Origin of the sequence: Acinetobacter sp. ACNIH2 (genome assembly GCF_002934965.1) — a bacterium.
GTDB lineage: Bacteria > Pseudomonadota > Gammaproteobacteria > Pseudomonadales > Moraxellaceae > Acinetobacter > Acinetobacter tandoii.
Genome location: NZ_CP026412.1, coordinates 771,792 through 797,703, shown reverse-complemented (window position 1 = coordinate 797,703; position 25,912 = coordinate 771,792). Strand labels below are relative to the sequence as shown.

Sequence of the window (25,912 nt, the reverse complement as noted above, 5' to 3'; positions counted from 1 at the left end):
TCCTATAGCCAGTGCTTTGCCATTTTGGCGTAAACCCAGAGAGGAATAAGCGTACTCACCACCAGAACCACGACAAATAGCGGAATTTCACTGCCCATATGAACTAACATAAGTAAAGAGCCTGCACTAATCGGTAAAAAGGCAAAGGCGCTTTCTTTCATGATTTTATTATTGGTATCGACTAGTCGGGCAGGGACTTTGCGGAACTTACGCCAGAGCAAAAGCAGTACTAATAAGCTAATTAATCCAATCAAATTACCCAATTCAGGATGATTGAACTGCGTCATGATCCAGACCGCACATTCACGGAACCCAATAATTAAAAAAAGTGTACCCATCCATGCTGGCCAATCAATACTTTTTACCCAATCCATGATTTGTCATTACACTAAAAAATTTTACTTATCACGTTTTAACCGATTTAGGGTTTGATTTCAAACTCCTCTAGCGTTCTCTGGAACATGCTTGCTTTTTCTCCCAGAATTTGATCGAGTGGTAAATGTGCTTGACGAATCAGTTGTTCCAATTTTGCAGGTGCAATTTTTACATTTAGATGTAGATTACCCTCATCATCATAATGTTCGGATTGAATCACATTGAGGGTATAGAGTTGGGTACGTAGTTTTCCATAAGCGGGTTTCAGTGTCAGATCGAAGTTTTGAATTTGTCCCATCAAACATTCATGTACCGCTTGTTGTAACAACTCGATGCCTTGTCCTGTATGGGCTGAGACATAAACACGTTCAGGGCAGTTAGGCTTGCTATAGATAATTTTTGCATCTTCAGCACTTTGGTCAATTTTGTTGTAGACCCGAAGAACAGGAACATCGGCTCCAATCTCTTTGAGTACTTTTTCAACTGCTTCAATTTGTTCCAACATTTCTGGGCTGCTTGAATCAATCACATGAAGTAACAAGGTGGCTTCTAGTGTTTCTTCTAAAGTGGCTTTAAATGATTCGACTAAAGAATGAGAAAGATTCCGTACAAAACCAACGGTATCCGCCAAAACTACAGTACCAATGCCTTCCCATGAAAGTCGACGTAATGTTGGATCTAAGGTCGCAAACAGTTGGTCAGCCGCATAAACATCGCTATTGGCTAAAACATTGAAGAGGGTGGATTTTCCCGCATTGGTATAGCCAACTAAAGATACGGTTGGAACAGCCGCTTTTTGGCGTGCAACACGACCTTGCAGACGAGTTTGTCGAACTTTATCGAGTTTGGCTTTGAGTTGCCCCATGCGAATTTTTAAAAGACGACGATCTGTTTCGAGTAGGGTTTCACCAGGGCCACGTAAACCGATCCCGCCTTTTTGACTGTCTAGGGTTCCGCGGCTGCGAATTAAACGGGAGGATAAGTGTTGTAATTGAGCCAATTCAACTTGTAGCTTACCTTCAAAGGTACGCGCACGTTGAGCGAAAATATCCAGAATTAATTCATTCCGATCAACCACACGGCATTTGAGGATATATTCGAGATTACGGGCTTGTGCAGGCGTTAATGCATGGTCAAAAATGACTAAGTCGGCTTCATATTCTGCAACAAGTTCAGCAATTTCTTCGGCTTTGCCTGAGCCAATGAAAAGTTTGGCATCGGGTTTAACCCGCTGTGCGTGTATATGTGTCAAGATTTCAGCACCAGCCGATTGAGCCAGCAAATTGAATTCTTCGGCATCAAGATTTTCCAGCATTTGCACGGAAACGCTGACCAGAATAATGCGTTCACCACCTTGATGACGTTTTAAATTTGCCACTCAGCCATTTCTCCACTTTAAAATTCTATTCTAGTGGAAAAAGGGCCGAGATGCTTGAGATTCGTTGCTTTATAACGTGGCAGCAAATAATTTTGCAAACAGAATGATGACAGCAAAATACAGAATACTAAAGCCGATGACCACTTGTAGTGTATGTAACCAGTGATGAGATGACTTGGATTTTTGAGGTGGTGTATGAGTTCGCATATGTTACACCTATTCATTTTAATGCTTATAAAACCATCATAATGAAGTTGCCATTCGAATTAAAATTGGATTTTGTAATGTTCACATTCGGTTTTTATAATCAATGCATGTGGGGAATGAACCGTATAGAATGAAGCAAAGTTCATCAAATACTCACAAGGTTTTGCTGGTTAGTCAAAATATATGAAAGAAAATTCAGCTGCTCAAACGTCTTCATTGAATCCAATTTCCAAGCTGTTCTTGTATGGTCGAAAGCTCAGTGCTGGCTTAGGTGTGGTTTCGGAAGGATTTTATCTGGTTGCTCGTCATGGTTTATATAAAGACCCGAACAATGCCAATAATACCCGCTACGTTCAGTATTTTTGCCGTCAATTATGTAAGGTGTTCAATCTTGAAGTTGAAGTGCATGGTGCGATTCCGCGTGAACCTGCTTTGTGGGTCAGTAATCATATTTCTTGGCTCGATATTGCCGTATTAGGTTCTGGGGCGCGCGTATTCTTTTTGGCTAAGGCTGAAATTGAAAAATGGCCTGTATTTGGAAAACTGGCTAAAGCGGGTGGAACTTTGTTTATTAAACGAGGTTCGGGAGATTCAATCAAAATTCGTGAACAGATTGCCCACTTTCTTAAACAAGATATTCCTGTTTTGTTTTTTCCTGAGGCAACCACTTCTGATGGTACACGGATTAAAAAAGTACATGGTCGAATTTTGGGGGCAGCGATTGAAGCGCAGCGACCTGTTCAGGTCTGCGTAATTTGTTATGTGAATCAGCAAGGGGAGTTAGATATGGTGGCGCCGTTTATTGGCGAAATCAGCTTTGTCGATCATATTAAAAATGTGTTGGAAATGCCGAAAGTGACTGCACATTTATTAACTTTACCGATGATTGATACCGAAGGACACACGGTTGACAGTTTAACTGCAACCGTACAACGTGAAATGAACGTAGGTTTAGCGCAGTTACATCAACGAGTGTTACATACGGTACCCGCAACATCCAACCGTGCTTTGATTTAAGCACAGTTGGAAGCAAGGGGCTTACATAAAGCCTTCTACAGGTAACCAAGAAATAAACTTAACTCCTACTTTGTGCCACCACTTCATTTTAGGTTCTGTCGTGTAAGTTTTAACATTTCCATTAGGGTGGGTCAGTTGCCAATTAATTTTATTATTGGCATCTAAAACCAGTTTATAGGCGTATTTCGACAGATTTTGGTCCATGGTTTCATGTACTGCTTTAGCCAAAGGTGGACTATTTAAAATTACCCCAATCTCGGTATTGAGATATGCTGAACGTGGATCAAAATTAAAAGAACCAATAAACACTTGGCTTTCATCAATCGCTAACATTTTCGCATGTAAGCTAGAATGGCTGAGTCCTCTTAAACTAATTTTGGCTTTTTGTGAAAGCTCTTCAGTGTTGCGATACCAGTTTTCTTGTTCAGGGGCCGCCAAAAACTCATACATTTGTACGCCGTTTTCTAAAAGGTCTTGGCGATATTTTCCGTAAAAGGCATGTACCAAAGCCACGTCATTGGCAATGAAGGAATTGGTCAATACTCGAACCTGAACCCCTTTTTGCGAAATTTTTTCGAGAACATCTGCCCCTTTTTTTTCAGGAACAAAATAAGCGGAAACAATGTCTAAACTTGAGTTTGGCGTTTCTAAATACGAAATGAGTTGGTGATTCAAGTAATCTTCTGGTGTCGCTTTATCGCGTGTTTTGTTGGGAGAATCTTTCACGACTTTGGCTTTGACCCAGTCAAACTTAATACTATGATCCAGCCATTGCTCAAAAGCTTGTGAGCGATTGGCTAAATCGAGGTAATTTTGTACCGCAGTATCGGCATAGTGTTCGGTGACTTGTTGTTTTAAACCTTCATAGCGTAAGGTGTATTTTTGTGGGTCAACAATTTGATTGACCGGATAGGCATAAGCATCATTCCAGTATTCATCAAAAGATGATGCAATTTCATCCGTAGCTGTGCCGACCAACATGACATCTACATCAGAAAACTGATAATGATCACTGACATTATAATATTGATTACTCATATTCCGTCCGCCAATCAGCGCAATTTGATTGTCGGCAATAAAGCTCTTATTGTGCATGCGTCGATTGACACGTTTTAAATCCAGCAAGATATCCATCGCACGAAAATTACGGAAACCATAAGGATTGTACAGTTTGACATCGATATTGCGGTGCTGTGCTAATGCTAAATAAATGCCTTCCATTTTGCCCGCATTATTGTCATCTATGAGCATGCGAACTTTGACGCCACGATCAGCCGCCTGAATAATCGCATGCAAAGCGATGGCACCAATTTTATCGTTGTCCCAAATATAATATTGTAAATCTAAGGTTTTTTCGGCACGTTCGATTAAGTGAATCCGTGCAGCCAAAGCCTCCAAGGGATCATTCAGGACATGAAAACCAGTTAAATTCGGATTTTGTTCACGGAGTGGATCAATAATTTTGGCTAATGATGTATGAGAAGTGTCAATATCAAATGAATTGACTACAGGTTGTGGCGTATATTGGGGGAGAGTCGAGCAAGCAGGCAAACCGAATAATAAACTGCTACAAAGTAAAATTACTGCCTTGGATGAGGTCTTCTTTTTAATGACAGACATCTGACGCTGCACGACGTGATTGTTCGGGTCTATTATACTCATCACACTATTATGATCGCTAGATTTGGTTTGAGTATAATTGTCAGCTATGAAAAGATAAATAAAAATAGAGAATTAGTAATTGGTATAGTGAGTAATGATATTGACAACAGACTCAATGATTTACGTTTTTTATGGAAGTTTCGTGTTGATTGCATTTTGGGCAATTGCACAGGCATGGCATAGCCAGTCGCATACAGAAACGATCCATCCATTTAAAGCATTTGTGCATTTACTTGCGTTTTATTTGTCTTATTTACTCTGGCCTTTGGTTGTATTTAGTCTTTATGCTGGCTGGAGTGGCTATTATTCGTTACATGAAGCAGGGTTTGTATTCTTGCTGAGTATCGTTTTACTTTATGCACGCTTTGTAGAGCCACATTGTGTTCAAGTCAAAACAACACGATATCAATTGGATGCTGGAAGCCGAATTCAAAAGCCTGTGAAAATAGCCTTGGTGGCTGATTTACATATCGGTTTGTTTTCAGGACATGAACGACAACTAAAAATAATCGTGGAGAAAATCAATCAGCAGCAGCCAGATTTGGTGGTGGTGGCAGGGGATTGGACATATGAACCAGAAGATACTTTGGCTGATGAATTGGCACCCTTAAAAAAAATTCAAGCTCCTGTTTATTCTGTATATGGAAATCATGATGAGCAATATCCTGGTCCGCCGATACAGGCTTTATTGAGCCATGCACTCAGTGTGAATGATGTCATTGATATTGAAGGGCAGATTGTTGAATTTGATGAATTTCGTTTAATTGGGGTGGGCGATTTGTGGGCAGGAAAAGCCGATATGCGTTATCTGCCAGATTTACCCCAAGATAAACCTTGGGTGATTCTCTCTCATAACCCAGATACAGTGGATATGGTTCCAAAACTACCGAATCGTCCGTTAATGTTGTCGGGACATACGCATGGTGGACAAGTGGAATTACCATGGTTAACTGATTATGTGATGAAAAAAGTCTCTATTCTCGGACATAAACGAGGACTGTATAACCATGAACATGCTGATGTGTTTGTGACAGTCGGTACTGGAATGGTCGGTGTTCCATTTCGATTTCGCGTTCCACCCACCATTGATATTATTGAATTGGTTTAATTTAAGATTTTAGAAGTCATCTCTGTATTCGCATAAAAAAGCCCTCAAACTTTGTAAGGATTGAGGGCTTTTCATCATTTTAAGATTTTATCGGGTGTAATTGTGATTAAACTTGATTATTTACATCATCATTTTTAGTTTCACGAATAGCAAGGAATGCCAGCAATGAAAGAATAGAAGCCGCCGTGAGGTAGTAACCCACAGCATATAATCCATAAGTTGTTGCGAGTTTAGTGGCAATCAGTGGCGCAAAAGAAGCACCGAAAATACCCGCTAAGTTAAAGGTTAAAGCAGAGCCTGTATAGCGCACAGAAGTCGGGAAAATCTCAGACAACACAGTCCCAATTGGGCCATATGTTAAGCCCATAATGGCTAAACCTATACACAAGAATAAGAACACGACAAAGGTATTGCCAGATTCGAGCATGCTTGAGAAAACTAAACCAAATAAGGCTGAAAGTACGCAGACTGCAATCGAAGTGGTTTTACGTCCAAATTTTTCTGCCAAAACCGCAGAAAGTGGAATAAAAGCAGCAAAACAAAGTGTTGCAATCAATTGTAACTCTAAGAATTCAGCACGTGAATAGCCAAGTTTTGTGGTTCCCCAGTTAAGTGCGAACACTGTAGTGAGATAAAACACAACGAAAGTACAAATCGCTGCAATCGTACCTAGAACCAACATTGGCAAATGTTTGGTCATGACTTCTTTAAAAGGCACGTTGACTTCTTTTTGCTTATCCAACACCTTTTGGAAAGCTGGCGTTTCGTGCAATTTAAGACGAATCCATAGACCTACAATTACCAAAATAGCACTGGCAATAAATGGAATACGCCAGCCCCATTGCATAAAGTCTTGTTCAGACATCAATGCACCGAGGGTCAAGAACGAACCTGTTGCCAAGATAAAACCGATTGGTGCACCTAACTGTGGGAACATGCCATACCATGCACGCTTGCCCTCAGGGGCATTTTCTGTTGCCAATAACACCGCACCTGACCATTCACCGCCTAAACCAAGACCTTGTCCTAAACGGCAAAGGGCTAAGAGCAATGGAGCGACAATACCAATTTGGGCATAGGTGGGTAATAAGCCGATACAGACCGTGGAAATCCCCATGGTGAGTAGGGCTGCAACCAAGGTGGCTTTCCGTCCAATACGGTCACCTAAATGACCAAACAGGGCGGCACCAATTGGACGTGCAATAAAGGCAATGGCAAAGGTCGCCAGTGACTGAATGGTGGCGGTCATCGGATCTGTACTTGCAGGGAAGAACAGATGTGGAAAAATAATGACCGCTGCAGTCGCGTAAATATAAAAATCGAAGAACTCGATAGTAGTACCCACTAGACTAGCGGTAAGTACACGAAATTTTGAATTAGTTGCTACTTCTACTGTAGCTGTAGTTGATGACGCCATGGATAACCTTACACTTACTAAAATTAAAAGAACTTAGTTTTAAAAGCGTAATCTTTTTAAAAAAGGCGTAATTTCTTAAAAAAACAACGGAAAATCGAACTCACATCTACTCTTTTAGGGTCACTAAAACGCGAGAGAAGTCGATTAAATCACGTACAGATAGATCGCGAGGAAGTGTGATCCAGCGCCTATCAGTACAAATACATGCCAGATCGCATGGGTATATTTTACCCGTTTTAATGCATAAAACAATGCTCCGACGGTATAAGCCAGTCCCCCAAAAACCAGCCAAAAGAGCGCATCGGAAGATAAATAACGTTGCATATCATTGACTAATAACACAGCAAGCCAGCCCATAACCAAGTAGGCAATGAGCGAAACTTTCTGGAAACGATGAATGAAAATTAATTTGAATAGTGTTCCAAGTAGGGCAATCACCCAGAGAGCAATTAGTAAGTTGTGGGCTTTTTCGGTTGGAATTGCAATTGAGAGAAACGGGGTATAAGTCCCAGCAATCAAATAATAAATGGCGGTGTGATCGAGTTTTTTTAGCCAAAAACGTTTTTCGTAGGTCTGCGCCATGTGATACAGGGTGGAACCTGTAAACAGCAGAATCATACTGAAACCATAGACCCAAAGTCCGATCCATTGTCCCGTACTTAAATATGAGCCTTTAATTACCAACAGTATAGTGCCGATACAGGCAAGGATTGCACCGAGCGCATGGCTCCAGACATTAAACTGCTCTTCGGTTGGATGATAATCATGCGTATGGGGAGCGGTCATAGCGGCTGCTTTTTATTAAAAATACAACTGTATAGTAATTCAATTTTGCTTTTCGCGTAAGACGCTTTAAAATTTAGTCGCAAATTTGATTAGGTTTATTGTATGTCTGACTCGACTTCTCCTTCTGCTCAGGAACAACAGTTTCTCGATGCTGTACAGCAAGCACTTGAAACACAAAGTTTTGAGCGTTTAATCCTGAGCCAATACAAGGGGGAAATGCAGCAGTTAAAAAAAATGACTTTCCGTCTGATTGAGTTACAACAGCAACCTGTTTTGAATGTTTTATATCGACATAAAACTCAAGATGTCACCAAAAACTACCCAATCTCAGATGCCATGCAAATTATTGCGGAGCATTTGGCCTGTTGTAAGCAGGGCAATTTGTTTGCATCGACCCAAGATGTACAACTCAAGCGCAATAAGAAAAAAGATTTACTGACCATTACTCAGAAAACGACAATGACCAAAACAGATGCGCATGCGACACAAACGCATGATCGGAGCAAACATCGTTTTGTGGAGCAAGAAAGTCTGTTCTTGCAACATTTGGGCATTACCGATGCTCAAGGTCAGATTATTCCGAGCATGGCACGTAAATGGAAACAGATTAATAAGTTTGTGGAAATTTTTTCGGGGGCTTTGACCCAATTGTCGACTCAAGATCAGAATTTACGCGTGGTTGATTTTGGTTCAGGTAAAGGCTATTTAACCTTTGCTTTATATGATTATTTGGCGAAGCAGCAGCAGGTTCCATTTGTAACAGGCGTTGAGTTAAATGAAAAGATGGTGCAATTCTGTCAACATGTAGCAGAGGCTTCTGGATTTAATCAACTAGATTTTTTCCAAGGTGATGTCCGAACCTATCAGCCTGAACGTTTAGATGTGATGATTGCTTTGCATGCTTGTGATGTGGCAACCGATTTTGCCATTCATACGGGGATTCGCTTAAATGCACAGATGATTATGTGTGCGCCGTGCTGCCATAAGGAGTTGCGCCCACAATTAAAAAGTCCAGAAGTATTGAAGCCGATGTTGCACTTTGGGATTCATGCGGGTCAACAGGCAGAAATGCTGACGGATACTATTCGTGCATTACTGTTAAAAGCCTATGGCTATGAAACCAAGGTCTTTGAGTTTGTTGCTTTGGAACATACCAGCAAAAATAAAATGATTTTAGCCACCAAGCGCGCCGATTTTGTTGCACCTGATACTGTGGTATTGGCGCAAATTGAGGCATTAAAAAATATGTATGGCATTCAAAAACACTCCTTGGAATTGCTATTAAATAACCAATGGGATCAACAAGATATTGGTTCGAAATGCTAAGTATATTGAGCGAAATGAATAGGACAGAGATATGACACTACAGATTCGGGCAGGGACTTGGGCTGAATTGCAGTCAGATGCAAAACCGATCCGTGAACAGGTGTTTATTCAGGAACAGCAGATTGCTGCGGCAGACGAGTGGGATGCACAGGATGAAATTTCACAGCATTTTGTAGTGTGCGATGGGGAGCAGGCCATTGCGACAGCCCGCTTATTGCCAAATCACAGTATTGGGCGTGTTGCCGTATTGGCATCGCACCGTGGACGAGGGATTGGTAAGCTTTTGATGCAAGAGATTATCCAGCAAGCGCAGATCCAACAACGTCCTTTATTGCAACTTTCTTCGCAAGTGCATGCAATGTTTTTTTACCAAAATTTAGGCTTTCAAGCACATGGAGATGCGTATATGGATTGTGGCATTCCACATATTGATATGCAGATGTCTTTGCTTCTACAGGGCTAAAAATCCTAAATTTTAGGCATAAAAAAGCCATCTTCTGAGAGATGGCTTTTTTGTTTAATGTCCGTGATGTGCTGTAGATGCTGAGGAGTCGGTCATGGCAGCATGCTCTTCGGCACTCATATTCATTTGTTGAGCATCGGATTCAGTACTCATGTCCATCGTGTGCTCTGCTGGAGCACCGCTGGCTTGAGCTGCACGAGCTTCGCGTTGTTTACCTGGCATATAGTCAGGTTCGTGTTGCATCGCTAAATAAAAAACAACCAGAAAAATAACACTTAGAATTGTGGCAATAATCAGGGCTTTCCAACCCCATGGAGATTTTTCAGGAGAAGTATCGTCTGACATAACAAATAACCCAATGGATAAAAAGAAACTTTTAAAATTATGTAACTTTATAACATAAAATGGAGTGGATACAGACCAAATTTTCTCTGTACACGACAAATTTCATAGGGCCCTTGTCCTATCAGGCTTTTTCTTTCTTAAAATTGCTAGCACTTTCTTAAATTCTTCTTTTTTTCCAAAACCAATCAAACGTAGAATAGCCATCTGAACATAGTCCAAACCGTAGCGAAATAAACTTACTGAAAGTCGTCCATGCTTCTTTAGTTTTATCGCTTTTTTTCGATCATGTTGCCATTCACCTGTTAAATAGCACCAACAGAAACCGATCGCTAGCACTGCTATCAATTTCTTGACTCGTCTAGGGTCTGTTAAACGAGTATTTTCAAGATTGAATCCACGTCCTTTGAGACAACTAAATAAGGTTTCGATTTCCCAGCGTAATGCATAATCACCAATAGCAGAAGCATTAAACATAGGAGAAACAACAAGTAAAAGTTCTCCATCTTCTAATCGTAGCGCACTAATATACAGTTTCACTCGACCAACCCAAATACGTCGTTTACGACATTCTGTTTGACCAACTTGAAGATGACGAAATAAATCACTAATTTTATGATTCTTGGCTAAGTGATTGGTCACAATAAAGTTTTTTTAACACGTATACAGAAGTTAATGTCATTTTCAATTAACCATGTAAACCATTTCTCACCGATAAATTCTCTGTCTGCGAACACATTCACAATACGATCTTTACCAAAAATGGAGATAAAGCGTTGAATCAAAGCAATACGCTCTTTTGTATCTGAATTTCCACGTTTATTGAGCAATGTCCAAACAATAGGTATCGCTATTCCACGATAGACGATGGCTAACATCAAGATATTGATATCTCGTTTTCCCCATTTCCAGTTGGTTCTATCCAAAGTTAATTGGACTTTATCGAATGAAAATATATTGAAAATTAACTGAGAAATTTGACGATAATCGAAATACTGATCTGCAAAGAAGCGTTGTATACGTCGATAAAATGATTGTGGTAAGCACGTGATGGGTAAGGCTTTAGATGCAGAAGAAAGATTACATGTCTGTTTTACAATTAATGCCAGCATAATCAGTGTAAAACATTTTACACGTGACTTGTTCCACTTTAGATATTTGTTTAAGATGAGATGTAACTCATTGAAATGTGTCATCATATTCGTCGTCAGAAAACAAGTATTATGCCATTATTTCAATGAGTTGTCTTTTTTTGTCGTGTACAAAGCCAAATTTTATAAAAAGCTTAATTGTTCTTATTTTAGCTTATGAGATGTCGCTGATTTGGAAGAGGGTTTCCAAACCAGCGTTTATCGATAGAGAAATTATTGAATAAGTTCGTTACGTTGAGCTTGATCTCTTAAACTTTGTGGTGGATTAAAACGTTCACCATATTTGGCAGCCAACTCTTCTGCGCGTTTTTCTGCTTTATCAGTACCATATTGATTTAGGAATTGAATTGCTCCTCCAGTCCAAGGGGCATAACCAATTCCAAAGATAGAGCCGACGTTGGCATCAATCACTGACTCTAATACGCCTTCTTCATAACAACGTAACGTATCTAGTGCCTGTACAAACAGAATGCGATCAATCATATCTTGCTCGGAAATATCGTGATCTTTCTGCCAGCGGTTTAAGCCTTCCCATAAGTGCTTTTTACCATTCTCAGGATAATCATAGAAACCTGCGCCAGCAGCTTTACCTTTACGGTTTAATTCATGAATCATGGTATGAATCACTTCATCTACTGGTGTTTTCGGTAGCTCTTTGCCTTCGGCTTGTAAAGCTTTACGTGCTTCGCTAGCAACATGCTCGGTTAAGGTTAAAGACACTTCATCTTGAATCGCAAGTGGTCCCACAGGCATACCAGCTTTCAGTGCTGCCATTTCAATACGCGCTGGGTGGACACCTTCGGCAAGCAAGCGCATACCTTCTTGAATGAACGTACCAAACACACGACTGGTAAAGAAACCACGGCTATCATTGACAACAATCGGCGTTTTTCCAATTTGTTGTACAAAATCGTAGGCTTTAGCAAGTGTCTCTGCGGAGGTATTTTTACCTTTAATAATTTCAACCAACTGCATTTTGTCGACTGGGCTAAAAAAGTGTAGGCCGATAAACGCTTTATCATCCTTACTTGCTTGAGCTAAACCCGTAATTGGTAGGGTTGAGGTGTTTGATGCCATCACACCGTTAGGCGCTAAGTATTGTTCAGCTTCTTGAGTGACTTTAGCTTTGAGTTCTTGGTTTTCAAATACCGCTTCAATAATTAAATCACAACCTTGTAAGTCTTGAGCTGAAGCTGTCGCCGTGATGAGAGATAAAATCTGATCACGTTTTTCTGCGGTCATGCGGCCTTGTGAAACACGTTTATCTAAGAGCTTTTGTGAGTAAGCTTTACCTTTCTCAGCATTTTCAACAGATACATCTTTAAGTACAACTGGAATGCCTTTAATGGCTGTTGAATAAGCAATACCTGCACCCATCATGCCTGCACCCAATACACCAACTTTAGTCGCTTGCCATTTTGGAACGTCGGCAGGACGACTAGCACCAGACTTAATTGCATTTAGACCATGCCAGAAAGTACCGATCATATTTTTAGAAATTTGGCCTGTGGTAAGCTGAGTAAAGTAGCGAGACTCAATACGCAGTGCAGTATCGACATCGACTTGAGCACCTTCAACTGCGGCAGCCATAATCGCTTCAGGGGCAGGGTAACAACCTTTGGTTTTGTCTCTTAACATGGCTGGGGCAATTGCAAGAACTTGTGCAACTGCTGGCGTTTTTGGATCACCACCCGGGATTTTGTAGCCTTTTACATCAAAAGGCTGCTGAGATTTTGGATTTGCTTTGATCCAAGCAATTGCTTTCTCTAAAAGCTCTTGTTCATTTTCAGCTGTGTCATGAATTAAGCCTAAAGATTTTGCTTTATCAACACCGAACTGTTTGCCTTCCATTAAGAAAGGAAATGCATTTTGAAGCCCAAGCAGACGTACCATGCGAACAATACCGCCGCCACCTGGTAACAAACCTAAAGTAACTTCTGGTAGGCCAAATTTGCTTTTCGGGTCATTGATTGCAATACGGTGATGGCAACTTAATGCAATTTCCCATCCACCGCCCAGTGCTGTGCCATTTAATGCTGCAACCACTGGAATTCCTAAGGTTTCTATTGTACGTAAATGACCTTTTAGCTTTTCAACCATATTGAAAAAGTCAGTTGCATGCTCAGGTTGAACTTGAATTAGCTCATCTAGGTCGCCGCCTGCAAAGAACGTTTTCTTAGCCGAACGGAAAATAACGCCTGAGAGTTCTGTTTCTGCTTTAAGTTTCTGAGTGACCTCATCAAGTGAGTCACGAAACTCAGCGTTCATGGTGTTTGCAGATTGACCAGTTGAATCAAGTGTCAAGATGACAATATTGTCGGCATTTTTTTCGTATTGAATTGCACTCATTTTTTATATCCCTAAATTTTTATACACGTTCAATAATGGTGGCAATACCCATACCACCGCCGACACAGAGCGTCGCTAAACCGCGCTTTTTATCTTGTCGTTCAAGCTCATCAAGTAGTGTGCCCAAAATCATGGCACCTGTTGCTCCTAAAGGATGGCCTAAAGCAATCGCACCACCATTTACGTTGACTTTCTCAGCTGGGACGTTGAGCTCATTAATAAAACGCATAACAACTGCCGCGAATGCTTCATTGACTTCAAATAGGTCAATATCATCAATTGTTAGGCCAGCTTTTTCCAAGGCTTTACGTGCAGCAGGAGCAGGGCCAGTCAGCATAATGGTTGGGTCAGTACCGACTAATGCAGTCGCCAAAACTTTAGCGCGTGGTTTTAAATTTTGTTCTTTCACTGCTTTTTCCGAAGCCAGTAAAACGAGAGCTGCTCCATCGACAATGCCTGATGAGTTACCTGCATGGTGAACATGATTGATTTTTTGTGCTTCTGGATATTTTTGTAAAGCGACTGCATCAAAGCCCATTTGCCCCATCATTTCAAAGCTTGGGTTGAGCTTCGTTAGACCTTCGAGTGTTGTATGACCTTTAATAAATTCATCTTTCTCTAAAATCACTACACCTGCATGATCTTTTACCGGCACAACTGATTGGTCGAAATAACCATTTGATTGAGCCGCCGCCGCTTTTTGTTGTGAAGCGACTGCAAAGGCATCGACATCTGCACGGCTATAACCATCTAGAGTCGCAATGAGGTCAGCACCAATCCCTTGCGGAACAAAAGAAGATTTTAAGTTGGTTTCAGGGTCTAATGCCCAAGGGCCACCATCGGAGCCCATCGGAACACGTGACATGGATTCCACACCACCAGCAACCACTAAATCTTCCCAACCCGAACGAACTTTCATGGCTGCCATATTGACTGCTTCTAAACCTGAAGCACAAAAACGATTGATTTGTACCCCAGCAACATCATCATTCCAACCAGCTGCAATCGCTGCAGTTTTGGCAATGTCACCGCCTTGATCACCAATAGGAGTTACGCAGCCCAAAACAATGTCGTCGACTTTCGATGTATCGAGTTGATGGCGCTGCTGTAATTCATTTAATAAAGTGGTGAGTAAGGTAATTGGTTTTACTTCATAAAGAGAGCCGTCTTTTTTTCCTTTTCCGCGTGGTGTGCGAATGGCATCAATAATATAAGCCTCGCTCATAACAGTTCCTTTTTTATTGCTTAAAATTTATTTGTGTTTTGAGTGTACTGGTTTTAATAGCGAGTGCAATGACAAGACTGGCATAGGCAGCATGATCATTTTGGTCAATTGAGATGCGGAAATATGAACTTGATCAAAGTGGAGCTTGATCAGTAAACTATGCAACCATAAAAAATAATCTATTTAAATGAAATTTATTAATATTATTGGTACGACTGGCTCAGGCAAATCGACGTTTGCCCGACAGTTAGCACAGAAATTAGATTTAGCTTATATTGAAATGGATGATTTATTTTGGCTCGATAATTGGCAAGAGCCAACGGATGAGGTGTTTTTCGAAAAATTAAAAAACAAAATGGATAATACTGCGAGTGGTTGGGTATTAGATGGTAATTATACTCGTACTATGTCGTTAAAATTGGTGAAAATAGATACCATAGTTTGGTTGGATTACTCGTTATCTAGAAATTTTTTTCACTTAACGAAACGGAGTTTATTCAATCTTATGAGTCAAAGAAAATTATGGAAAAACTCTAATAATCGAGAGAGTTTAAAGCTATTGTTTTCTAAACAATCGATTTTTGTTTGGCTGATTCAGCAATATCCTAGAAATAAAAGAAAATATCAAATGATGATGCATGATTCCCAATATCAGCATATTCAATTTATTCGTTTAACTTCACCAAAACAATCAGTGGAATTTTTAGAGAAAATTAAGAGCGTATAATGATGCATATTCCAGCAAAGGCACTTTGTATTTTTCGATATCAAGATAAAGTTCTGCTTTCTCATGGACATGACCCCAGTAAAAATGAAAATTATTTGAGGCCGATAGGAGGTACTATTGAATTTGGAGAAACTTCCTTAGAAGCAGTTAAACGAGAAGTTTTAGAGGAAATAAATCAGCAGATTATTCATACAAAACTGTTAGGTGTTCTTGAAAATTTATTTACTTTTGATGCTCAAGCAGGGCATGAAATCATTTTTGTTTATGAGGCTGAATTTTTTGATAAAACTTTATATAGCCAAGTAGAAATAAATGGGTGCGAGACAAATGGTTCAACTTATATCGCTGAGTGGGTTAATACACAGTTATTAGCATCGGGTCAGTATCCTGTTTATCCCAAGGGCATAGTGCAGTGGCTGTGTAAGGAGTAGACAGCTTCATATTAAAGCTGTCTATTCAAAAATTATGGCTTAAAGATAACCATGTAATTGACGGTATAACCCTGGGGTTACGCCTGTCCATTTCTTGAATGCACGATGGAAGGTACTGGTTTCACTAAAACCAACTTGCTGTGCGACATCTTCCAATGTGAGGTTTGGATTGAGGAGTAAATGAATCGCAGCATCACGACGTAAAGCATCTTTCACGCCTTGGTAGCTTTTACCTTCCGCAGCCAAACGACGACGTAAAGTTTGCGGTGAAAGATATAACATTGATGCTACATCATTCAGTGTTGGCATTTCTTCACCAATTTGACTCTTCAACACTTCACGAATACGAGAGGTGAGAGAATTGGTGTTTTTGAATTTAACCAATAGCTGTGCAGGCGCTGCTTTTAAGAATTCCTCTAAGGTTTCTTCATTTTGACGAATTGGTAAATCTAAATAATCCGCCGCAAAGGTGATTTCAGTACGTGGCATGTCAAACTGCATCACGGGAGCGAAAAACAGGGCATCATATTCATCTGCATGGGCAGGGCGCGGGTAGCCAAAATGCACGCGCTCTAAAGGAAGGCGACGTTCAATGAGCCAAGATGCCAAGCCATGCCAAATCATCAACATACTTTCGGTAATGAAATGATTTGGATCCATCTCAGTTGGAATGAGTGGGACTAAGCGAGCTTCATGCTTATCACGTTCGAGCGAAACACACCATTCATCACCAAACAATTTATAAAACTGAGTTGATAGTTCGAGCGCATCACCTAAGGTTTTCGCATGGATGATCAGTTGGCACATAATGGCAAACGTACCCAAACGACGAGGTTGGATATCGAAACCAATATGCTCATCCTGAGTCACCATCCATAACATTTTCACAAAACGTGTGTATTGTTCTGGAGAAATTCGAGCTTTAGGCTGACGTAACAGTTCGGCTTCTATTCCGACGTGCGAAAGTAAAGTTTCGACATCCATGCCGAGGCGTTTTACGCCAGTCAAAGCCGCATTGACAAAATGGATACTAATCGTATCGCGGCTCATGTTAAATCCTTCAGTCTCTTTTGTATTCACTTGCGTATGACCTAAATGACGCTAAAAAAGTTTTTATAGGCAATTTACAATAGGGAAATTTGCCTTTCTACATGGTAAATTGCCGAAATGATCAAGGTAAATGGCTGAACATGACATTGTTTTGTTGATTTTATATTTCTAAGATACATGAAAATACAAGAGTTCAAGAGTAAAAATAACATGCAACATGCTTTACAGGGATTGAAAGTACTGGATTTTTCAACATTGTTACCAGGTCCATTTGCCACTTTATATTTAGCGGATATGGGCGCGGAAGTGATTCATGTGGAATCCCCAACACGACCCGACTTGATTCGTCTTTTTCCGCCTTATGCACATGGGCAAGCGACCGCACATCTTTATTTGAATCGAAATAAACAATCCGTGGCTCTGGATTTAAAAGATCCACAGAACATTGCAACGATTAAGGAAAAGATTAGCCAATACGATATTGTCGTAGAGCAATTTCGCCCGGGTGTCATGCAACGACTGGGATTGGACTATACCACTTTAGCAGAAATTAATCCGCGACTGATTTATTGTTCCATTACTGGCTATGGCCAAACAGGGAGTTATAAAGATAAGGCGGGGCATGACATTAACTATTTAGCTTTATCGGGAATTGCGGGGCACAGTGGTCGTGCACAGAGTGGACCACCGCCGTTAGGTATTCAAGTTGCGGATATTGCAGGTGGTTCGTTACATGCTGTGATCGGCATTTTAACGGCTGTGATTGAGCGTCATCAGAGTGGAAAAGGACAATATATTGATATTTCCATGACCGATTGTGCGGTAGCGTTAAATAGTATGGCTGCCGCCGCCGCATTGGCAGGAAATATCACACAAGAGCCAGAATCTGGAATACTGAATGGCGCTAGCTTTTATGATTACTATGAAACGCAAGATGGGCGTTATCTGTCAATTGGCAGTTTAGAGCCACAATTTATGTCGGGTTTGGCTCAGTTGTTAGCGTTGCCACTTTTATTAGAGAAAGGAGCTTCGCTCCTTTCGGAAGATCGTGCTGAGGTTAAGCACGCTCTACAGGAAAAAATTAAAACTCGCTCATTGTTAGAGTGGCAGCAACTGTTTTCGACTCAAGATGTCTGTGTAGAACCTGTTTTAACGTTAGATGAAGCTTTGTATTCAGATTTGGCACAACAACGGCATTGGGTAGCCCATGTTCCACTGCATGAACATTCTATAGAGACTCAAGCGCAGTTGGCATGTCCAATCAAATTTTCTCGTTCAGCAATGCGCTATGATTTTATAGGACAGGCATTAGGTACAGGCACTTGGTAGCCTGTACTTTTTATAAAATCAAGCTATTTTAATAACTTAACAAAAAACGACAAAAAGATTATATTTTAACCACAAAAAACAGGCGTAACCTAAATATGCATTACATAATTATAAAAGGTTGCAGGTATGCAAAAACTCCGAATCTCAAGGAAATGGTTCACATTGTGTTTAATGGGCTTGAGCATCAATTCTGGAACTCATGCGCAATCAGCCTTTGCCGTAGACAGCCCTTGGATGTTTGGGGATTGGAACGGAACCCGAACTGAATTACAAACTCAAGGATATAGTTTTAACTTGGGCTATACAGGGGAAATGGCTACTTTACTGGATGCAAAAAAGCATTCGAGCCACGGTACTGAATATGCCGATCAGTTTGTGTTAGGTAGTCATTTTGATTTAGACAAAATACTGGGTTGGCAAGACACCGAAGCGCAAATTATTATTACAGAACGGAACGGGCATTCTTTGTCACAAACATCGGATGCTTTGAATGGGCATTTAAGTTCAACCCAAGAAGTTTGGGGGCGTGGGCAAACGTGGCGTTTGACCAATTTTTGGATTAAGAAACAATTCCTCAATCAACAGTTAGATCTTAAAGTTGGACGTTTTGGCGAAGGGGAAGATTTTAATAGTTTTGATTGTGATTTTCAGAACTTAGCCTTATGCGGTTCTCAGGTTGGCAATTGGGTGGGGGATCAATGGTTTAATTGGCCTGTGAGTCAATGGGCTGCCAGACTGAAATATCAAGTTTCCCCTGAGCTCTTTAGCCAAATTGGGGTATATGAATATAATCCTGAGAATTTAAAGCGTAGTCAGGGGTTTAATTTAAGTACCTCGGGTTCGGATGGTGTCATTGTCCCCATAGAAATGGTCTGGCAGCCGAAAATTGGTACACAAGGCAAAACAGGTGAATATCGGCTGGGCTATTACTATAGCAGTGCAGATGTTGCCGAGATTCAGAATCCTAACGCCACATCTCATAAGCAAGGCATGTGGATTGTCGCAAAACAACAATTGCTGCAACATGCTCAAGATCCGCAGCGCGGACTTACAGGGTTTATAAACCTGACTGTGCACGATGACAAAACCAACAATGTCGACAATATGCAAAATATTGGTGTGATTTATACAGGCCTGTTGGATATGCGTCCGCAAGATGAAATTGCCTTGGGATTTGCTCGAATCCATCTCAATGACGACTTAAATACGGGGCAAGAGGAAGAATATAATACCGAACTGTATTATGGGTTACATGCCACCAATTGGTTAACGATTCGTCCAAATCTTCAATACATTCGACATGTGGGTGCAGACAAAAATGGCGAAAATGTTTGGGTCGGCGGGATTAAGTTTCAAACAGCATTTTAACGGTGTTAGAAAAACCATCTTTTCTAGATCAATGATTTAAATACAAAGAAGAATATCGAAACAAACGACAAAATAATCCAACTGTGTAGCTGATTTAACGATAAATAATAAAGTGAATGAGGTGAATGGAATGAGTAACCCATCAAATACGATGCGAACCTTTACCGTTATTGTGATGCTTTTAATTGCTGCCTATCTGTTGATTGGGGGTGTATGGCTCATTCTACTTGGTGGTTCAATCTATTATGTGATTGCTGGTCTGCTAATTTTGGCATCAGCATTTTTACTTAAAAGGGGGCAAGGTTCCTCTTTATGGTTGTACAGTTTCTTAATGCTAGCAACCATACTCTGGAGTTTATGGGAGGTTGGATCTGATTTTTGGGCTCTCGCACCTCGTTTGGATGTTTTGGGAGTATTAGGTTTATGGTTACTCATTCCTGCAGTCACGCGCAATATGAGTCAAGCCCAAGGCAGTAAAATCGCCCTTTCGGGCACGTTGTTGATTGCTATCGCAGTTATGATCTATGCCATTTTTAATGATCCCCAAGAAATTAATGGCGTCATTCAACAACCGCAACCTGCATCGGCTCAAGCCATTGATGGGGTGGCAGAACAAGACTGGCCCGCTTATGGACGTACTCAGGGCGGGGTGCGTTATTCACCTTTAACGCAGATTAATGATCAAAATGTGAAAAATCTGAAAGTGGCTTGGACATTCCGCACAGGTGATGTCAAAACAGATAAAGATTCGGGGGAAACCACTAATCAGGTGACACCGATTAAAGTGGGTAACAACTTATATATGTGTACTACCCACCAATGGTTAATTGCCTTAGACCCAGCAACGGGCAAGGAAAAATGGCGTTTTGACCCAAAATTGAAAGCTGACCATACCTTTCAGCATCTCACCTGTCGTGGGGTAATGTATTACGATGCCAACAATACAGCCGAGTTTGCGACCAGCTTGCAAAATCGAAAATCGGTTTCTGCCGAGTGTCCACGTAAGGTGATTATTCCAGTCAATGATGGGCGTTTGGTGGCTGTGAATGCTGATACAGGTAAAGTGTGTTCTGATTTTGGTGAGCAAGGCGAAGTAAATTTACAAAAATTTATGCCTTATGCCTATCCAGGAGGCTATAACCCGACATCACCTGGGGTTATTTCGGGTACAACGGTGGTTATTGCGGGTTCAGTCACAGATAACTACTCTTCCAAAGAGCCTTCTGGCGTCATACGTGGTTATGATGTGAATACAGGTGAATTGCTTTGGGTCTTTGATACAGGGGCACAAAATCCGAATGCCATGCCGAATGAAAGTACCACTTTCGTGCATAACTCGCCAAATGCATGGGCACCTTTGGCGTATGACTCCAAATTGGATATCGTATATGTACCTACAGGGGTGGGAACCCCCGATATTTGGGGTGGAGATCGTACTGAGTTAAAAGAGCGTTATGCCAATTCGATGTTGGCCATTAATGCCAGTACAGGCAAGCTAGTTTGGCATTTTCAAACCACGCATCATGATTTGTGGGATATGGACGTGCCAGCACAACCTTCTTTGGCAGATATTCAAGATAGCACTGGAAAAACTGTTCCAGCGATTTATGTATTAACCAAAACAGGAAATGTCTTTGTACTAGACCGACGTACAGGCAAAGCGATTGTGCCTATAAACGAGCGCGCAGTTCCTCAAACAGTGAAACGCGGGCCACAAACCCAAGGCGAACACTATTCTGCAACCCAACCCTTTTCGGATTTAAATTTGGCACCTCAAGACAAGTTAAAAGATAAAGACATGTGGGGGGCGACCATGTTTGATCAGTTAATTTGTCGGGTTTATTTCCACCGTTTGAATTATGACGGTATTTACACCCCACCTTCAGAAAATGGCACTTTGGTGTTTCCTGGGAATTTAGGCGTATTTGAATGGGGCGGCATGTCAGTGAATGCAGACCGCCAAGTTGCTGTCATGAATCCAATCGGATTGCCTTTTGTCAGTCGTTTAATTCCCGCAGATCCGAACCGTCAAGAAACTGCCAAAGGTGCAGGGACTGAACAAGGGGTACAGCCAATGTATGGTGTGCCTTATGGTGTGGAAATCAGTGCGTTCTTATCTCCGCTCGGTTTACCGTGTAAGCAACCAGCTTGGGGCTATGTGGCGGGTGTAGATTTAAAAACCCATCAAGTGGTTTGGAAAAAGCGGATTGGGACTATCCGTGACAGTTTGCCGAAATTGTTCCAACTGCCACCTTTAAAAATTGGAGTGCCTGGTTTGGGTGGTCCAATTTCAACCGCAGGGAATGTGATGTTTGTCGCTGGCACGCAGGATAATTATCTTCGTGCATTTAACGTCAGCAATGGCGAGCAGTTATGGGAAGGGCGTTTACCCGCAGGTGGTCAGGCAACACCAATGACCTATGAAAGCAATGGTAAGCAATACGTGGTGATCATGGCTGGTGGGCATGGTTCCTTTGGCACCAAGATGGGGGATTATTTGGTTGCCTATGCTTTGCAATAATTGACTACATCCTCCATAAAAAAGCCTGATTCGTCAGGCTTTTTGCTGTCTGAATTGGAACATGACTGTCCTATTTAGAGCGTTAGCAATAAATAAGATATAGATAGAAGAACAAAGTCCAAAACAGCTAAAAAGTGCTTAAGCCTTATAGATTCGATCTTTTAGAAAAACAAAAAAGGCTTATCAATAAAACCGCTATTAAATATGTAAAAAACGCGTTTTGTTGATAGTTTAAATATCGTTATGCTGTGAGCCGTTATAATGAAACTACTAGCTGTACGCCATGTATTTATATACTGATTTTGATCAGCAACTGATCAATGAACGTGTTGCACAGTTCCGTGATCAAACGGAACGTTATTTAGCGGGTAAACTCACTGAAGATGAATACCGTCCGCTACGTCTCCAAAATGGTTTATACGTACAACGCTATGCGCCGATGTTACGTATTGCTGTTCCTTATGGTTTGATGAGCTCTACGCAGTTACGCAAGGTTGCGGAATTGGCGAAAGAATATGACCGTGGTTATGCACACGTGTCAACACGTCAAAACATTCAGTTTAACTGGCCTGCACTTGAAAATGTGCCTGACATGCTTGCCGAATTGGCAACTGTGCAGATGCATGCAATTCAAACTTCAGGTAACTGTATTCGTAACACCACAACTGACCAATACGCAGGTGTAGTTGCGGGTGAAGTTGCAGACCCACGTCCAACGTGTGAATTGATTCGTCAATGGTCAACCTTCCACCCAGAATTTGCATTCTTACCGCGTAAGTTCAAAATTGCAGTGTCTGCTTTAGCAGAAGTGGATCGTGCTGCGACTTCATTCCACGATATCGGTGTATATATCGTGAAAAATGAGGCAGGCGAGATCGGTTATAAAATCAAAGTGGGTGGCGGTCTAGGTCGTACACCAATCATTGGTTCAATCATCAAAGAATGGTTGCCTCGTGAAGATTTGATTGCTTATCTTGAAGCGGTACTGCGTGTCTATAATCTACATGGTCGCCGTGACAACAAATACAAAGCCCGTATCAAAATTTTAGTCAAAGCATTAACGCCAGAAGTGTTTGCAGAAAAAGTGGAAGCAGAATTTGCTCACACAGTCCAAACATTAAAAGTAGATGCTGAAACTTTAGCGAAACTTGATGAAGAGTTTACTCCATTTGCATATCAGCAATTGGCAGATGAAGACTTTACAGCATTATTTGCTGAACATCCTAAGTTCAAACAATGGTTTAACATTAATACCAATGCTCATAAAGTGTCGGGCTATCGTATTGTCACCATTTCGCTAAAACGTGCGGGTATTGCACCAGGTGATGTGACCACTGAAGAAATGAATTTGATTGCAGACCTTGCAGACAAATATACGTTCGGTGAATTACGTACCACGCATGAACAAAATATTTCGTTGGTCGATGTACCGCAAAAAGATTTGTTTGAATTGTGGCAAACCCTTGAACAAAACGACTTGGCGCGTGCGCATATCGGCTTTATTACCGATATTATCTGTTGCCCAGGCGGAGACTTCTGTTCATTGGCAAATGCGAAATCAATTCCAATTTCTGAAGCAATTTCACGTCGTTTTGATGACCTAGATACTGTTTACAATCTGGGTCATATCGACTTGAACATTTCAGGCTGTATGAATGCTTGTGGTCATCACCACGTGGGTAATATTGGTATTTTAGGTGTCGATAAAAAAGGCGCTGAATTCTACCAAATTACCTTAGGTGGTAATGCAGACCATGATGCTTCAATTGGTGACATCTTAGGGCCATCATTTGCAGCAGAAGTTGTGCCAGATATCATTGAAGAAATTTTGAATACTTATCTTGATTTACGTCAAGAAGGTGAAGAGTTTATTGAAACTTACCGCCGTGTTGGCATTCAACCATTTAAGGAGCGTGCTTATGCTTAATACCGCACTAAAAGTGCTCTCTAAAGATGGCACAGTTGCAGACAATAGTTACCAATTGATTGGTGAAGATGCTGTATTACCACAAGGTGATGTAGTGTTGACTGTTGATCAATTGGATCAGCTTGCCAACATCACAGGTAAAAAAGCATTATTCATTACAGTGGATGCTTCTCCTGAAGTGAATGAATTTCCTTTAGACCAGTTAGATGCAATCTTTATTGATTTTGCGGGTTTCAACGATGGTCGTGGTTATTCATTTGCTGCACTGTTGCGTCGCCAAGGTTTCCAAGGTGAATTACGTGCGACAGGTGATGTGTTTAAGGATGTCTTAAACTATATGAAGCGTTCTGGTTTCGATACTTTTGTGATTAAAGAAGGTAAAGATATTCAAGAAGCTGCTGCAGGTTTAGCTGACTTCACCCATCCATACCAAGCTTCTACAGCAGTTGCTCAAGCAAGTTATCAAACTGGGGCTTAATTTTTTAAGCAGATAATAAAAAGCTGGACTTTGGTCCAGCTTTTTATATTTGGATTGTTGATTATATTTAAAATAATGGCGTATCAATAAACTTATAAAAGAAAGCTGCGCCGAGGGATGGTGCAAGCAGGAGTGGAAATAGGAAGCCATAGACAGCACCTGCAATATGAGCTCGGTGGTCAATCAATGGAGAATGCCCTGAATGAATTGCATGCATGCTATAGCACAGATACATTGTTCCAAAGATAATGGCAGGAATTGGGATAAAATAGATATAAATCATTCCCCAAGGATCAAATAGAATTGCACTGAAAAGTACCGCATTAACTGCACCTGATGCACCCAAACTACGGTAAGAATTTAAACTTCGATTGTGAAGATAGCTTGGGATGGCTGCCACAATAACCGCACTACAATAGAACAAGACAAAACCCAGACCATTTAAATAGTCACGAAAAAACCATTCAATACTTCTCCCAAAGAAATAAAGTGTGAACATATTAAAGAAAAGATGCACACCATCATTATGGATAAAGCCATGGGTTAGGAATCGATCATATTGACCGTGCTTAATTGCTGAAATATTAAAAATCAAACGATTCATGATATTCCGATGCTGCCAAGCTGCAATAGAAGTCAAAATCGTGATGAAAATAATAAGAATAGTATGTGGTAGACCCGTCATTATCTTGTTATAAAGTTTGTTGAAAAATATGCGATGCACTATAACCTAAATGATTACTTATCAATAGGCTATATTGCATTCTAGTAAAATAATTAAAGAAAATTACTCATCTACTAACTGACAATTGACCATCCATTTCACGCCAAACTGATCGGTAAATGCCGCATAGAGTGCACCCCAAAAGGTCTTTTCCAAGGGCATTTCAATTTGCCCATTTTGTGAGAGCGCTTCATACAAACGTTGTGCTTCAGCTTGTTCGTGCTTCTCCAAATTAATTGAAATATAGTGATTGGTGCCTTTGATAAAAGGACTATTCGCTGCACAAAACTGTTCTGTGGTATCGGAGGCCATCAGAATTGTAAATTCATTAATTGGTAAGGAAACATGCAGAATATAATTTTTTTCTGCATCGCTGAGCTGAGATTTTCCATCAGAGGGCATTTCACCATAACGTTTTAGCATGGCAAACTCACCACCGAACACAGATTTATAAAAATTAAAAGCAGCTTCGGCTTCACCTTGGAAATTGAGATAATGGTTGAATTGCATTATTGTAGGTTCCATTTTTTATTTTGAGTGTCTTAATTTAA

At 40.8% G+C, this 25,912-nt stretch carries 24 protein-coding genes; 11 read left to right on the top strand and 13 right to left on the bottom strand.

Annotated features, from left to right (window positions below):
* Positions 1-2 precede the first annotated feature (2 nt).
* From C3F34_RS03685 to C3F34_RS20245, 3 genes are all read right to left on the bottom strand, one after another.
* Positions 3-374 (bottom strand): membrane protein, encoded by a 372-nt coding sequence (locus C3F34_RS03685; RefSeq protein ID WP_044739242.1) that lies wholly within the window; start codon positions 372-374, stop codon positions 3-5.
* A gap of 47 nt (positions 375-421) precedes the next feature.
* Positions 422-1,690, bottom strand: coding sequence for a ribosome rescue GTPase HflX (gene hflX / locus C3F34_RS03680; RefSeq protein ID WP_416333155.1), 1,269 nt, complete (start codon positions 1,688-1,690; stop codon positions 422-424).
* Positions 1,691-1,822: 132 nt separating this feature from the next.
* Entirely contained in the window at positions 1,823-1,960 is a 138-nt protein-coding gene (locus C3F34_RS20245; RefSeq protein ID WP_158654331.1) for a hypothetical protein, read from the bottom strand.
* Between the two features lie 183 nt (positions 1,961-2,143).
* Here C3F34_RS20245 and C3F34_RS03675 point away from each other — a divergent pair, with 183 nt between their 5' ends.
* The gene (locus C3F34_RS03675; RefSeq protein ID WP_104441100.1) at positions 2,144-2,977 is read left to right on the top strand and encodes a lysophospholipid acyltransferase family protein; all 834 of its coding nucleotides are present in this window, start codon (positions 2,144-2,146) and stop codon (positions 2,975-2,977) included.
* A gap of 21 nt (positions 2,978-2,998) precedes the next feature.
* Here C3F34_RS03675 and C3F34_RS03670 read toward each other — a convergent pair whose 3' ends face one another.
* Positions 2,999-4,597, bottom strand: a complete 1,599-nt coding sequence (locus C3F34_RS03670; RefSeq protein ID WP_104442287.1) for a phospholipase D family protein — start codon at positions 4,595-4,597, stop codon at positions 2,999-3,001.
* Positions 4,598-4,733: 136 nt separating this feature from the next.
* On the opposite strand from C3F34_RS03670, the gene C3F34_RS03665 reads away from it, so the two are divergent.
* Positions 4,734-5,747: a metallophosphoesterase gene (locus C3F34_RS03665; RefSeq protein ID WP_416333099.1), complete on the top strand. Its 1,014-nt coding sequence runs from the start codon at positions 4,734-4,736 to the stop codon at positions 5,745-5,747.
* Between the two features lie 106 nt (positions 5,748-5,853).
* On the opposite strand, the gene C3F34_RS03660 is transcribed toward C3F34_RS03665, so the two are convergent.
* A complete protein-coding gene (locus C3F34_RS03660) occupies positions 5,854-7,164 on the bottom strand; it encodes an MFS transporter (protein WP_016165395.1) in 1,311 nt (436 codons plus the stop codon).
* Between the two features lie 144 nt (positions 7,165-7,308).
* A complete protein-coding gene (trhA, locus tag C3F34_RS03655) occupies positions 7,309-7,950 on the bottom strand; it encodes a PAQR family membrane homeostasis protein TrhA (protein ID WP_104441099.1) in 642 nt (213 codons plus the stop codon).
* 102 nt (positions 7,951-8,052) lie between these two features.
* Between trhA and C3F34_RS03650 the strand changes: the two genes are divergently transcribed.
* A complete protein-coding gene (locus tag C3F34_RS03650; RefSeq protein ID WP_104441098.1) occupies positions 8,053-9,276 on the top strand; it encodes a class I SAM-dependent methyltransferase in 1,224 nt (407 codons plus the stop codon).
* A gap of 31 nt (positions 9,277-9,307) precedes the next feature.
* Positions 9,308-9,739, top strand: a complete 432-nt coding sequence (locus C3F34_RS03645; RefSeq protein WP_104441097.1) for a GNAT family N-acetyltransferase — start codon at positions 9,308-9,310, stop codon at positions 9,737-9,739.
* Between the two features lie 54 nt (positions 9,740-9,793).
* Here C3F34_RS03645 and C3F34_RS03640 read toward each other — a convergent pair whose 3' ends face one another.
* The 4 genes from C3F34_RS03640 to C3F34_RS03625 form a co-directional block, all read right to left on the bottom strand.
* Positions 9,794-10,084 carry a hypothetical protein gene (locus tag C3F34_RS03640; protein WP_104441096.1) on the bottom strand — a complete coding sequence of 97 codons (291 nt, stop codon included), beginning with the start codon at positions 10,082-10,084 and terminating at the stop codon, positions 9,794-9,796.
* A 102-nt stretch (positions 10,085-10,186) separates the two neighbouring features.
* Positions 10,187-11,277 (bottom strand): IS4 family transposase gene (locus tag C3F34_RS03635; RefSeq protein WP_104442269.1). Its coding sequence is split into 2 segments (ribosomal slippage): positions 10,187-10,737 and positions 10,737-11,277, totalling 1,092 coding nucleotides; the frame shifts between segments, so codons are not numbered across the junction.
* A 168-nt stretch (positions 11,278-11,445) separates the two neighbouring features.
* Positions 11,446-13,581: a 3-hydroxyacyl-CoA dehydrogenase NAD-binding domain-containing protein gene (locus C3F34_RS03630; protein WP_104441095.1), complete on the bottom strand. Its 2,136-nt coding sequence runs from the start codon at positions 13,579-13,581 to the stop codon at positions 11,446-11,448.
* 19 nt (positions 13,582-13,600) lie between these two features.
* The gene (locus C3F34_RS03625) at positions 13,601-14,806 is read right to left on the bottom strand and encodes an acetyl-CoA C-acetyltransferase (protein WP_104441094.1); all 1,206 of its coding nucleotides are present in this window, start codon (positions 14,804-14,806) and stop codon (positions 13,601-13,603) included.
* A gap of 187 nt (positions 14,807-14,993) precedes the next feature.
* Between C3F34_RS03625 and C3F34_RS03620 the strand changes: the two genes are divergently transcribed.
* Both C3F34_RS03620 and C3F34_RS03615 read left to right on the top strand, forming a co-directional pair.
* A complete protein-coding gene (locus tag C3F34_RS03620; RefSeq protein ID WP_104441093.1) occupies positions 14,994-15,533 on the top strand; it encodes a shikimate kinase in 540 nt (179 codons plus the stop codon).
* Positions 15,533-15,964, top strand: a complete 432-nt coding sequence (locus tag C3F34_RS03615; protein ID WP_044739254.1) for an NUDIX hydrolase — start codon at positions 15,533-15,535, stop codon at positions 15,962-15,964. The genes C3F34_RS03620 and C3F34_RS03615 overlap by 1 nt, the downstream gene beginning before the upstream one ends.
* A gap of 39 nt (positions 15,965-16,003) precedes the next feature.
* On the opposite strand, the gene C3F34_RS03610 is transcribed toward C3F34_RS03615, so the two are convergent.
* The gene (locus C3F34_RS03610; protein WP_104441092.1) at positions 16,004-17,014 is read right to left on the bottom strand and encodes an AraC family transcriptional regulator; all 1,011 of its coding nucleotides are present in this window, start codon (positions 17,012-17,014) and stop codon (positions 16,004-16,006) included.
* Between the two features lie 210 nt (positions 17,015-17,224).
* Here C3F34_RS03610 and C3F34_RS03605 point away from each other — a divergent pair, with 210 nt between their 5' ends.
* From C3F34_RS03605 to C3F34_RS03585, 5 genes are all read left to right on the top strand, one after another.
* A complete protein-coding gene (locus C3F34_RS03605; protein ID WP_104441091.1) occupies positions 17,225-18,343 on the top strand; it encodes a CaiB/BaiF CoA transferase family protein in 1,119 nt (372 codons plus the stop codon).
* 126 nt (positions 18,344-18,469) lie between these two features.
* Entirely contained in the window at positions 18,470-19,711 is a 1,242-nt protein-coding gene (locus C3F34_RS03600; RefSeq protein WP_104441090.1) for a carbohydrate porin, read from the top strand.
* 130 nt (positions 19,712-19,841) lie between these two features.
* Positions 19,842-22,232, top strand: a complete 2,391-nt coding sequence (locus tag C3F34_RS03595) for a glucose/quinate/shikimate family membrane-bound PQQ-dependent dehydrogenase (RefSeq protein WP_104441089.1) — start codon at positions 19,842-19,844, stop codon at positions 22,230-22,232.
* 283 nt (positions 22,233-22,515) lie between these two features.
* Positions 22,516-24,159 (top strand): nitrite/sulfite reductase, encoded by a 1,644-nt coding sequence (locus tag C3F34_RS03590; RefSeq protein ID WP_044739258.1) that lies wholly within the window; start codon positions 22,516-22,518, stop codon positions 24,157-24,159.
* The gene (locus tag C3F34_RS03585) at positions 24,152-24,637 is read left to right on the top strand and encodes a DUF934 domain-containing protein (RefSeq protein ID WP_044739259.1); all 486 of its coding nucleotides are present in this window, start codon (positions 24,152-24,154) and stop codon (positions 24,635-24,637) included. Before C3F34_RS03590 ends, C3F34_RS03585 begins: the two co-directional genes overlap by 8 nt.
* A gap of 67 nt (positions 24,638-24,704) precedes the next feature.
* Here the strand turns inward: C3F34_RS03585 and C3F34_RS03580 are convergent, their stop codons facing one another.
* A complete protein-coding gene (locus C3F34_RS03580; RefSeq protein WP_044739260.1) occupies positions 24,705-25,322 on the bottom strand; it encodes a rhomboid family intramembrane serine protease in 618 nt (205 codons plus the stop codon).
* A 102-nt stretch (positions 25,323-25,424) separates the two neighbouring features.
* On the bottom strand, positions 25,425-25,871 hold the full coding sequence (locus C3F34_RS03575; protein ID WP_016165379.1) for a VOC family protein: 447 nt from the start codon (positions 25,869-25,871) through the stop codon (positions 25,425-25,427).
* Positions 25,872-25,912 lie beyond the last annotated feature (41 nt).

Excerpts from the sequence above, each read along its gene's own strand:
- C3F34_RS03595 (WP_104441089.1), top strand. The coding sequence starts at position 19,842 with ATGAGTAACCCATCAAATACGATGCGAACCTTTACCGTTATTGTGATG.
- C3F34_RS03620 (WP_104441093.1), top strand. The coding sequence starts at position 14,994 with ATGAAATTTATTAATATTATTGGTACGACTGGCTCAGGCAAATCGACG.
- C3F34_RS03650 (WP_104441098.1), top strand. The coding sequence starts at position 8,053 with ATGTCTGACTCGACTTCTCCTTCTGCTCAGGAACAACAGTTTCTCGAT.
- C3F34_RS03580 (WP_044739260.1), bottom strand. The coding sequence starts at position 25,322 with ATGACGGGTCTACCACATACTATTCTTATTATTTTCATCACGATTTTG.
- C3F34_RS03615 (WP_044739254.1), top strand. The coding sequence starts at position 15,533 with ATGATGCATATTCCAGCAAAGGCACTTTGTATTTTTCGATATCAAGAT.
- C3F34_RS03645 (WP_104441097.1), top strand. The coding sequence starts at position 9,308 with ATGACACTACAGATTCGGGCAGGGACTTGGGCTGAATTGCAGTCAGAT.
- C3F34_RS03600 (WP_104441090.1), top strand. The coding sequence starts at position 18,470 with ATGCAAAAACTCCGAATCTCAAGGAAATGGTTCACATTGTGTTTAATG.
- C3F34_RS03605 (WP_104441091.1), top strand. The coding sequence starts at position 17,225 with ATGCAACATGCTTTACAGGGATTGAAAGTACTGGATTTTTCAACATTG.
- C3F34_RS03660 (WP_016165395.1), bottom strand. The coding sequence starts at position 7,164 with ATGGCGTCATCAACTACAGCTACAGTAGAAGTAGCAACTAATTCAAAA.
- C3F34_RS03630 (WP_104441095.1), bottom strand. The coding sequence starts at position 13,581 with ATGAGTGCAATTCAATACGAAAAAAATGCCGACAATATTGTCATCTTG.
- C3F34_RS03575 (WP_016165379.1), bottom strand. The coding sequence starts at position 25,871 with ATGCAATTCAACCATTATCTCAATTTCCAAGGTGAAGCCGAAGCTGCT.
- C3F34_RS03625 (WP_104441094.1), bottom strand. The coding sequence starts at position 14,806 with ATGAGCGAGGCTTATATTATTGATGCCATTCGCACACCACGCGGAAAA.
- C3F34_RS03640 (WP_104441096.1), bottom strand. The coding sequence starts at position 10,084 with ATGTCAGACGATACTTCTCCTGAAAAATCTCCATGGGGTTGGAAAGCC.
- C3F34_RS03670 (WP_104442287.1), bottom strand. The coding sequence starts at position 4,597 with ATGTCTGTCATTAAAAAGAAGACCTCATCCAAGGCAGTAATTTTACTT.
- C3F34_RS03585 (WP_044739259.1), top strand. The coding sequence starts at position 24,152 with ATGCTTAATACCGCACTAAAAGTGCTCTCTAAAGATGGCACAGTTGCA.
- C3F34_RS03685 (WP_044739242.1), bottom strand. The coding sequence starts at position 374 with ATGGATTGGGTAAAAAGTATTGATTGGCCAGCATGGATGGGTACACTT.
- hflX (WP_416333155.1), bottom strand. The coding sequence starts at position 1,690 with ATGCTGGAAAATCTTGATGCCGAAGAATTCAATTTGCTGGCTCAATCG.
- C3F34_RS03590 (WP_044739258.1), top strand. The coding sequence starts at position 22,516 with ATGTATTTATATACTGATTTTGATCAGCAACTGATCAATGAACGTGTT.
- C3F34_RS03665 (WP_416333099.1), top strand. The coding sequence starts at position 4,734 with ATGATATTGACAACAGACTCAATGATTTACGTTTTTTATGGAAGTTTC.
- trhA (WP_104441099.1), bottom strand. The coding sequence starts at position 7,950 with ATGACCGCTCCCCATACGCATGATTATCATCCAACCGAAGAGCAGTTT.
- C3F34_RS20245 (WP_158654331.1), bottom strand. The coding sequence starts at position 1,960 with ATGCGAACTCATACACCACCTCAAAAATCCAAGTCATCTCATCACTGG.
- C3F34_RS03610 (WP_104441092.1), bottom strand. The coding sequence starts at position 17,014 with ATGAGCCGCGATACGATTAGTATCCATTTTGTCAATGCGGCTTTGACT.
- C3F34_RS03675 (WP_104441100.1), top strand. The coding sequence starts at position 2,144 with ATGAAAGAAAATTCAGCTGCTCAAACGTCTTCATTGAATCCAATTTCC.